Annotated in this window: 2 protein-coding genes; both read left to right on the plus strand. The window is 68.6% G+C overall.

Annotated elements, in window-relative coordinates; genetic code table 11:
• A partial coding sequence (locus HU748_RS26070) for a non-ribosomal peptide synthetase (protein WP_186722523.1) occupies positions 1-4,308 on the plus strand: 4,308 nt, incomplete at its 5' end.
• Positions 4,308-10,619, plus strand: a 6,312-nt coding sequence (locus HU748_RS26075; protein ID WP_186722524.1) for a non-ribosomal peptide synthetase, incomplete at its 3' end; no start/stop codon positions are given. The genes HU748_RS26070 and HU748_RS26075, both read left to right, overlap by 1 nt.

Genomic DNA, 10,619 nt, shown 5'->3' on the forward strand with positions numbered 1-10,619 from the left:
ACTGCCGACGAACTGGAAGCCCTGGCCGAATCGGCCCAGCGCAGCCTGTCGCTGGGCGATGGCCCGCTGCTGCGCGCTGTGCTGGCCGATCTGCCGGATGGCAGCCAGCGCCTGCTGCTGGTGATCCATCACCTGGCGGTGGACGGCGTATCGTGGCGTATCCTGTTCGAAGACCTGCAACTGGCCTTCGAGCAACTGAGCAGCGGCAAGCCCCTGGCCCTGCCGGGCAAGACCAGCTCGCAACGCGACTGGGCCGGCGAACTGCAACGCGCTGCGCAAAGCCCGCGCTTGCAGCAGTCGCTGGACTTCTGGCGTACAACCCTCGAAGGCGCCCACGACAGCCTGCCGTGCCAGCGCCCGGAAGCCACCAATCGCAACTGTGACGGCGTGACGGTGCACAGCACACTGGATGCCGAGCAGACCCGGCAACTGCTGCAGCAGGCGCCCGCCGCCTACCGCACCCGTATCAACGACCTGTTGCTGACGGCCCTGGCCCGTGTGATCTGCCGCTGGACCGGCTACGACCATGCTCTGGTACAACTGGAAGGCCATGGCCGCGAAGACCTGTTCGAACACCTCGACCTGACCCGCAGCGTCGGCTGGTTCACCAGCGTGTTCCCGGTGCGCCTGACCCCGGCGGCAGGCCTGGGCGACTCGCTCAAGCAGATCAAGGAGCAACTTCGCGCGATCCCCGATAACGGCCTGGGCTTCGGTGTGCTGCGTCACCTGGGCGACGCCTCGGTGCGCGACACCCTGGGTGCGCTGCCGACCCCACGCATCACCTTCAACTACCTCGGTCAGCTCGATGCCAGCTTTGCCGACGAGTCGCCCGCCTGGCTGCCCGCCGGGGAAAACCGTGGCGCCGAACATTCACCCGAGGCGCCGCTGGACAACTGGCTCAACCTCAACGGCCAGGTGTTCGATGGCCGCCTGCAGATCAGCTGGACCTTCAGCCGCGAGCGCTTCGATGTCGCCACGCTGCAGCGCCTGGCCGAGGACTACCAGCGTGAGCTGGTGGCGTTGGTCGGCCATTGCTGCACGGCCGGTGTCGCCGGCGTGACACCGTCGGACTTCCCCCTGGCCGGTCTCGATCAGGCCCAGCTCGATGCCCTGCCGGTGGCAGCGCAGGCGATCCAGGACCTCTACCCCCTGTCGCCGATGCAGCAGGGCATGCTGTTCCACAGCCTCTACGAGCAGGCCAGCGGCGACTACATCAACCAGATGCGTGTCGACATCGATGGCCTCGACCCGCAGCGCTTCCAGGCGGCCTGGCAGGCCACGGTGCAGGCCCACGATATCCTGCGCACCGCCTTCGTCTGGGAAGGCGATCTGGCCCAGCCGCTGCAGGTGGTTCGCCAGCAGGTCGAGGTGCCATTCAGCGTCCATGACCTGCGTGACCTGGACGCGCCAGCCCCGGCCCTGCAGGCCCTGGCCGATGCCCAGCGCCAGCAGGGCTTCGAACTGGCCAGTGCACCGCTGTTGCGCCTGCTGCTGGTGGACCTTGGCCAAGGCCGTCACCACTTCATCTACACCTATCACCACATCCTGATGGATGGCTGGAGCCACGCGCAGGTGCTGTCCGAAGTGCTCCAGCACTACAACGGCCAGGCACCGGACGCGCCACGCGGACGCTACCGCGACTACATCGACTGGCTGGCTCGCCAGGATCAGCAGGGCAACCAGGACTTCTGGCGCGCGCAACTGGCCGAACTGGACGAGCCGACCCTGTTGGCCCAAGTGTTCCGTGGCGCCACGCCGGCCAGCGATGAGCAGGCCCACGCCCAGCACGACCAGGTGTTCGATGCCCAGCGCAGTGCGCGCCTGGCGGCGTTTGCCCGCGAGCAGAAAGTCACCCTCAATACCGTGCTGCAAGCGGCCTGGGCGCTACTGTTGCAGCGCCACCAAGGGCAGCAGACCGTGTGCTTCGGTGCCACGGTGGCGGGGCGCCCGTCGGAGCTGGCCGGGGTCGAGCAGCAGGTCGGTCTGTTCATCAACACCTTGCCGGTCGCGCTGACCCTGCACGCCCAAAACAGTGTCGCCAGCCTGCTGCAGGGCCTTCAGGCGCAGAATCTGAGCCTGCGCGAGCATGAATACACGCCGCTGTTCGACATCCAGCGCTGGGTCGGGCAGGGTGGTGAAGCCCTGTTCGACAGCCTGCTGGTGTTCGAGAACTACCCGGTGTCGGACGTGCTGCAGGCGCGTGCGCCGGATGGCCTGCGCTTCGGGGCGATCGACAACCTCGAACAGACCAACTACCCCTTGACCCTGCTGGTCAACGCTGGCGCGCAACTGAGCCTGCAATACAGCTTCGACCCGCAGTGCTTCACCCCGGCACAGATCGCCGGGCTGGCGGCGCAACTGGCGCAGATCCTCGACGCCCTGGTCGAAGATGCCGAACGCCCGCTGGGCGAGGTCGACAGCCTGCCTGCGGCCCTGCGCCGCCAGGTGCTGCACGATTGGAGCGGGCAGGTCGGCCACGACCTGAGCTGGCTGCCGGTGCACCGTCAGTTCGAGGCCCAGGCCCAGGCGCAACCACAGGCCATCGCCGCCGTCCATGGCGCGCAATCGATCTCCTACGCCGAGCTCAACCTGCGCGCCAATCGTCTGGCCCATGGCCTGATTGCCCAAGGTGTGGGGCCAGACCGCCTGGTGGGGCTGTGCCTGGACCGTGGCCTGGAAATGCTGGTCGCACTGCTGGCCGTGCTCAAGGCCGGCGGCGCCTATGTGCCACTGGACCCGGACTTCCCCGAAGAGCGCCTGGACTACATGATCCAGGACAGCGGCATCGGCCTGCTGCTGACCCAGCCCCACCTGGCCGAACGGCGCACCCTGCCTCAGGGCGTACAGCAGATGCTGCTGGCAGCGGAGTCGGATGCGCTGGACGCACTGGCGACGCATGACCCGCAGGTGGCGGTGGCTGACGACCACCTGGCCTATGTGATCTACACCTCCGGTTCCACCGGGCGGCCCAAGGGCGTGATGGTCCCGCACCGGGGGCTTGGCAACTTCCTCGACAGCATGGCGGCAGCGCCAGGGTTGCAGGCCCACGACCGGGTGCTGTCGCTGACCACCTTCTCGTTCGATATCTTCGGTCTGGAAATCTTCCTGCCGTTGGTGCGCGGCGCACGTGTGGTGCTGGTGGATCGCCAGGCTGCACGCGATCCCGAGCAACTGCTGGAGGTGGTGCGCGAGCAGGCCGTGAACGTGGTGCAGGCCACGCCGTCGACCTGGCGCATGCTGCTCGACAACCCACAGGCCGAGCTGCTGCACGGTTGCCGCATGCTCTGTGGCGGTGAGGCGCTGGCGCCGGAACTGAGCCTGCGCATGCTCGCCCTGGGGGGCGAAGTGTGGAACCTGTACGGCCCCACCGAGACCACCATCTGGTCGGCACGCAGGCGCCTGGACGCCGCACAGCCGGCACCGCTGCTGGGCGAAGCCATCGGCAACACCACGCTGTTCGTCGTCGGTCCCGACCTGCAACCGGTGGCGCCGGGCGTGGCCGGTGAGCTGCTGATCGGCGGCGAAGGCCTGGCCCGCGGCTACCACGGCCGTGCGGCACTGAGTGCCGAGCGCTTCGTACCGCATCCGTTCGCCGACGACGGCTCGCGGCTGTACCGCACGGGTGACCTGGTGCGCCACCTGGCCGATGGCACCCTGGAGTACCTCGCACGCCTGGATCATCAGGTGAAGATCCGCGGCTTCCGCATCGAGCTGGGCGAGATCCAGGCCCTGATGCAGGACCATCCGCAGGTCCGCGAGGCCGTGGTGATTGCCCGCGACGGCGCGGGCGGCGCACAACTGGTGGGCTATGTGGTGCCTCTGGAGGTAGGCGAGGCGGGCAGCGACGGTCTGCGCGAGGCGCTGCGCCAGAGCCTGGCCGAGCGGCTGCCGGCCTACATGGTGCCGGCGCATATCCAGGTGCTTGAACGCATGCCGTTGACCCCCAACGGCAAGCTCGACCGCAAGGCCCTGCCCGCCGTCGACGCCAGCGCTGCACGCCAGGCCTACCAGGCGCCACGCACGGATCTGGAGCGCCAGGTCGCCGAGGTCTGGCAGCAGGTGCTGCAACTGGAGCAGGTCGGTGTGCACGACCACTTCTTCGAGTTGGGCGGGCATTCGCTGCTGGCCGTCAGCGTGGTCTCGCGCCTGCAACTGGCGCTGGGCCTGAAGCTGTCGCCGCAGTTGGTGTTCCAGGCCCCGGTGCTGGAGCAGTTCGCCGAGGCGCTGGGCCAGGCAGGTGGGCAGGTGGTGGATGAATCGAAATTGAGCAAGCTCGAATGGCTGCTTGACGAAATGGAGGAAGTTTGATGGAAACCCAAGCAGCCCTGAGAATTGCGCAGCGCTTCATTACCCTGCCGCTTGAAAAGCGCCGCCTGTACCTGGAGAAGATGCTGGCGGAGGGGGTGTCCCCGGCCAACCTGCCGATCCCGCAGGTGCAGTCGGCCTTCGAGACGCTGCCGGTGTCCTACGCCCAGGAGCGCCAATGGTTCCTCTGGCAGATGGACCCTGGCAGCACCGCCTATAACCTGGCGACCGTGCTGCGTCTGCGCGGCCACCTGGACATCGACGCCCTGCAGCGCAGCCTCGATTGGCTCGAGCAGCGCCATGAAAGCCTGCGCACCCGCTTTGCCGAGCAGGACGGGCGCCTCAGCCAGCGTATCCTGCCGCCCGCAGGACTACCCCTGGCGCACGAGCAACTGGTTGCCGGCACCCCGGGCGATGCGGCGCTGGATGCCCGCATCAAGGCCCGGGTCGAAGCCCTGACCCAGCAGGTGTTCGACCTGTTCGACGGCGCGCTGGTGCGTGCCAGCCTGCTGAAGGTGGGTGAGCACGACCATGTGCTGGCCATCGTCCAGCACCACATCATCGCCGACGGCGCCTCGATCCAGATCATGATCGGCGAGCTGGTGCGGGCCTACGGTGCATTCAGCCAGGGCCAGGCCCCAGCGGCAGCGGCGCTGCCGATCCAGTACGCCGACTATGCGATCTGGCAGCGGCACTGGATGGAAGCCGGCGAGCGCGAGCGCCAGTTGCACTACTGGCGTGAGCAACTGGGCGGCGAGCAGCCGTTGCTGGCGCTGCCGGGCGACCGTCCGCGCCCGGCGGTGCAGAGCCTGCGTGGCGAGCGCCTGGAGGTGAGCCTCGATGCCGACCTCAGCCGTCAATTACGCAGCCTGGCCCAGGGGCAGGGCGCGACCCTGTTCATGCTGTTGCTGGCAAGCTTCCAACTGTTCCTGCACCGCTACAGCGGCCAGCACGATATCCGTGTCGGGGTGCCGGTGGCCAACCGCAACCGCCCGGAAACCGAGGGGTTGCTCGGCTTCTTCGTCAACACCCAGGTGCTGCGCGCCGAGATCGACGGGCAGCAACCGTTCCGCGCCTTCCTCGAGCAGGTCAAGCACACCGCGTTGCGCGCCCAGGAGCATCAGGATCTGCCGTTCGAGCAACTGGTCGAAGCCCTGCAACCGCAACGCAGCCTCAGCCATGCGCCGCTGTTCCAGGTCATGTTCAACCACCAGCGCAGTGCCCCGGCGCGCGGCCAGGCCCAGGCCGCGCCGGGCAGTGACCTGCGCGTCGAAGGGGTGGCCTGGGACAACCCCACCGCGCAGTTCGACCTGACCCTGGAAACCCATGAGTCCGACGACGCGCTGATCGCCGCCTTCACCTACGCCACCGACCTGTTCGAGCGCGGCACCGTGCAGCGTCTGGTCGCCCACTGGCAAACGCTGCTCGCGGCCATCGTCGCCGAGCCTGACCAGCGTTGCGCCGAACTGGCGCTGATGAGCGCCGCCGAAACCGAGCAGGTGCGCCTGCGTGCCCAGGGGTCGCAGGTGGTGCATGCCGATGCCCGCCCGGTGCACCTGCAAGTGCAGGCCCAGGCCGAGCGCACGCCCCAGGCCGTGGCCGTGGTCTGCGCCGGGCAGCAGTACAGTTATGCCGAGCTCGACGCGCGGGCCAATCGCCTGGCCCGTGAACTGATCGCCCGTGGCGTCGGCCCCGAGGTGCGCGTGGGCATCGCTGCCGAGCGCAGCCTGGAACTGGTGGTGGGGCTGCTGGCCGTGCTCAAGGCCGGTGCGGCCTATGTGCCGTTCGACCCGGCCTATCCTGCCGAGCGTCTGGCCTACATGTTCGACGACAGCGGCATCGGCCTGCTGCTCGCCCAGCCGGCCCTGCTGGCGCAACTGCCGTTGCCGCAGGGGCTGGACGTGCTGGCGCTCGAGTCGGCGACCGCTGTGGAGGACGCCGATTTCATCGCCCCGCAGGTCGCGGTGGACGGTGAGCACCTGGCCTACCTGATCTACACCTCCGGCTCCACCGGCCAGCCCAAGGGCGTGGCGGTGCGCCATGCCGGCCTTGGCAACCACATGGCGTGGATGCGCGAGTGCTTGCCGCTGACGGCCGAGGACCGCGTGTTGCAGAAGACCGCGATCAGCTTCGATGCGTCGGTGTGGGAGTTCTGGTTGCCGCTGATCTGCGGCGCGCGCCTGGTACTGGCGGCGCCGGGGCAGGATGAGTCGCTGGCGCAACTGTGGGAGCAGGTTCAGGCGCACGGCATCACCGTGCTGCAATCGGCGCCGTCGCTGTTGCAGGCGATGCTGCCCCAGGCACGTCCCGAGCAACTGGCCAGCCTGCGCACCGTGCTGTGCGGCGGCGAGGCCCTGAGTGCGCAGTTGTGCGCACAGCTGCGCGAGCGCTGGCAAGGGCGCCTGATCAACCTCTATGGCCCGACCGAGGCGACCATCGACAGCACCGCGTGCGAAGTCCCGGCCGTGCTGGCAGGGGCGGTAGTGCCGCTGGGCACGCCGATCGACAATGCCAGCGCCTATGTGCTGGGCGAGGCGTTGCAGGTGTGTCCGGCGGGTGCTGCCGGCGAGCTGTGCATCGGTGGCGAAGGCCTGGCACGCGGTTACCACCAGCGCCCGGCGCTGACCGCCGAGCGTTTCGTGCCCGATCCGTTCTCCAGCCGACCCGGCGCGCGCCTGTACCGCAGTGGCGACCTGGTGCGCCAGGCTGACGACGGGGTGATCGACTACCTCGGGCGCATCGACCATCAGGTGAAGATCCGCGGCCTGCGCATCGAGCTCGGCGAGATCGAGGCGCGCCTGGTCGCGCTGCCGGGTGTCCGCCAGGCGCTGGTGCTGGCGCGTGAGCAGCAGTTGCTGGCCTACGTGGTGCCCGAGCCGGGCCAGGACGAGCAGCTGGCTGGCGCCCTGCGCGAGGCGCTGCAAGGGCAGCTGCCTGCCTACATGGTGCCCAACCACCTGTTGCTGCTGGACGCGTTCCCGCTGACCAGCAACGGCAAGCTCGACCGCAAGGCGCTGCCGTTGCCTGAAGCCAACGCGGGCAGCGAGCAGGTCGCACCGGCCAACGACCTGGAGCTGCGCCTGCACGCGCTGTGGCAGGACGTGCTCAAGTGCCCGGCGTTGGGCGTGACCGACAACTTCTTCGAGCTGGGCGGCGACTCGATCGTCTCCATCCAGCTGGTCAGCCGTGCCCGCCAGGCGGGTATTCGCTTCACCCCCAAACAACTGTTCCAGCACCAGACCATCCGCGCCCTGGCCCAGGTCGCCGAGGTGGGTGGCCAGGGGCTGGTCATCGACCAGGGTCCGGTGCACGGCAGCCTGCCGCTGCTGCCGGCCCAACAGGCGTTCTTCGCCGCGTTGCCCACAGAGCCTGCGCGCTGGAACCAGTCGGTCTGGCTCAAGCCCGCGCGCGCCCTGCAGGTCGAGACGCTGGCCGCAGCCCTGAGCCAACTGGTGAACCACCACGATGCCCTGCGCCTGTCGTTCGGCGCCCAGGGCGCACACTTCCGATCCCCAGAGGCGATGCAGGCGCTCTACCAGCAGTCGGCCTTGCTGTGGCAGGCCGAAGTCGAGGACGACACTGCGCTGGAGGCCCTGGCCAACCGCGCGCAGGGCAGCCTGGCGCTGGAAGACGGTTCGCTGCTGCGCGCGGTACTGGCGCAGCTCGCCGATGGCAGCCAGCGCCTGTTGCTGGTCATTCATCACCTGGTGGTCGACGGTATTTCCTGGCGCATCCTGTTCGATGACCTGCAACAGGCGCTGACGCAACTGGACGCCGGCCAGCCGTGCGTCCTGCCGGCCAAGACCAGCTCGCTCAAGGCCTGGGCCGAGCGCCTGGCGGCTGCGACCGAGGGCGAGATGCGCGGGCAGATGGCCTATTGGCAGACGGCACTGGCCGGCGCACCGCGCGACCTGCCGGTGAACGACCCGCAAGGCTCGCTGGCCAACGCCCTGGCCCACACCGTGCACACCCGGCTGGATGCCGAGACCACCCGGCGCCTGCTGCAAGAGGCACCGGCGGCCTATCGCACCCAGGTCAACGACCTACTGCTGACCGCCCTGGCACGGGTCGTGGCGCCCTGGTGCGGTAGCGACAGTGCCTTGGTCCAGCTTGAAGGCCATGGCCGCGAGGAGCTGTTCGACGACATCGACCTGACCCGTACCGTTGGCTGGTTCACCAGCCTGTTCCCGGTGCGTCTGGACCATTGCGCCGACCTGGGCGGCGCGATCAAGCGCGTCAAGGAGCAACTGCGCGCGGTGCCCGACAAGGGCCTGGGCTTCGGCGTGCTGCGCTACCTTGGCAGCGCCGATGATCGTGCGGCGCTGCAGGCGCTGGCGCAGCCGCGTATCACCTTCAACTACCTTGGCCAGTTCGACGCCAGCTTCGACCCGCAACAGGCATTGCTGCGCCCCAGTGGCGAGGCCCGTGGCCGCGAGCAGGGCGACACTGCACAACTGGGCAACTGGCTGACCCTCAATGGCCAGGTGTATGACGGCCAGTTGAGCCTGAGCTGGACCTTCAGCCCGCAGATGCTCGAAGTCGCCACTGTGCAAGGCCTGGCCGATGCCTACCGCGAGGCACTCAGCGCCCTGGTCGAGCACTGCACCGAGGCTGGCCACGCCGGGCTGACCCCGTCCGATGTGCCGTTGGCCGAGCTGGACCAGGCCGGCCTGGATGCGCTGCAACTGGACGCCAGCACGGTCGAGGACATCTACCCGCTGTCGCCGATGCAGCACGGCATGTTGTTCCACTCGCTCTACGACCAGGCGGGCGGTGACTACATCAACCAGATGCGCGCCGATGTGCAGGGCCTGGATGTGGCGCGCTTCCAGGCCGCTTGGCAGGCCACCGTCGAGGCCCACGCGATCCTGCGTACGGGGCTGCGCTGGCAGGGCGAGCTGACCCGGCCGCTGCAGGTGGTGCAGCGCCAGGTGCAGGTGCCGTTCAGCGAGGTGCGCTGGGACGGCCAGGTGCCGGACAACGCACGGCTCGATGCCTTGGCACGCGAAGCCCGTGAGCAAGGGTTCGACCTGGAGCAGGCGCCGTTGCTGCGCCTGTTGCTGGTGGGCAACGGTGCCAACAGCCATCACCTGATCTTCACCAGCCATCACATCCTGATGGACGGCTGGAGCACCGCCCAACTGCTGGGCGAGGTGCTGCAGCGCTATGCCGGGCAGGCCATCGCAGCGCCGTCCGGGCATTACCGCGACTACATCGGCTGGCTGCAGCGCCAGCCGGCGCAGGCCCGCGAGGCCTTCTGGCGCCAGCAATTGAGCGGTCTGCAGGCCCCGACCTGGCTGTCGCGTGCCTTGCCGGCGCCGCAGCCTGGCGGGCAGGGCGGATATGCCGATCATCATGCTGGCCTCGATGCCCAGGCCATGGAGCGCCTCGGCGCGCTGGCGCGCCAGCACAAAGTGACGGTCAACACGCTGGTGCAGGCCGCCTGGCTGTTGCTGTTGCAGCGCTATACCGGGCAGCGCAGCGTGTGCTTCGGCGCCACCGTGGCGGGTCGCCCGGCTGAGCTCAAGGGCATCGAGCAGCAGATCGGCCTGTTCATCAACACCCTGCCGGTGATCGCCGCGCCCGATCCGCAGGGGTCGCTGGCGCAGTGGTTGCAGACGGTCCAGGACGTCAACCTGGCTCTGCGCGAGCACGAGCACACACCGTTGTTCGAAATCCAGCGGTGGGCCGAGCAGGGTAGCCAGGGCCTGTTCGACACCTTGCTGGTGTTCGAGAACTACCCCATCGCCGAGGCCCTGGAGCAGGGTGGCGATCAGAGCCTGCGTTTCAGCGCGGTGCGTGCTCACGAGCAAAGCAACTACCCGCTGACCCTGGCGGTGGCCGCCGGGCGTGAGCTGACCCTGCACTTCAACTACGACCGCACGCAATTGCGCGACAGCGCCGTCGAAGGCGTGGCGCGTCACTTGCTGCACCTGCTGGAGCAGTTCTGTACCGACGCTCAGGCACCGTTGCACCAGTTGACCTTGCTGGAGGGCCGTGAACGGACCCGCATCGAACGGCAGTGGAACGCCAACGGCCTGGACTTCGATCGCAGCCAGTGCATCCACCGCCTGATCGAAGCCCAGGTACGTCGCACGCCGCAGGCGTTGGCGGCGATCTGGGGCGATGAGCAACTGGACTACGCCACCCTCAACGCTCGCGCCAACCGCCTGGCCCGCCACCTGGTGAGCCTGGGTGTCGGCTCCGAAGTGCGGGTCGGTGTGGCCTTGCCGCGCGGCATGTCGATGCTGGTGGCGCTGCTGGCAGTGCTCAAGGCCGGTGGCGCCTACGTGCCGCTGGACCCGGACTATCCG

The sequence above is a fragment of the Pseudomonas sp. RW3S2 genome (genome assembly GCF_014268955.1).
GTDB lineage: Bacteria > Pseudomonadota > Gammaproteobacteria > Pseudomonadales > Pseudomonadaceae > Aquipseudomonas > Aquipseudomonas wayambapalatensis.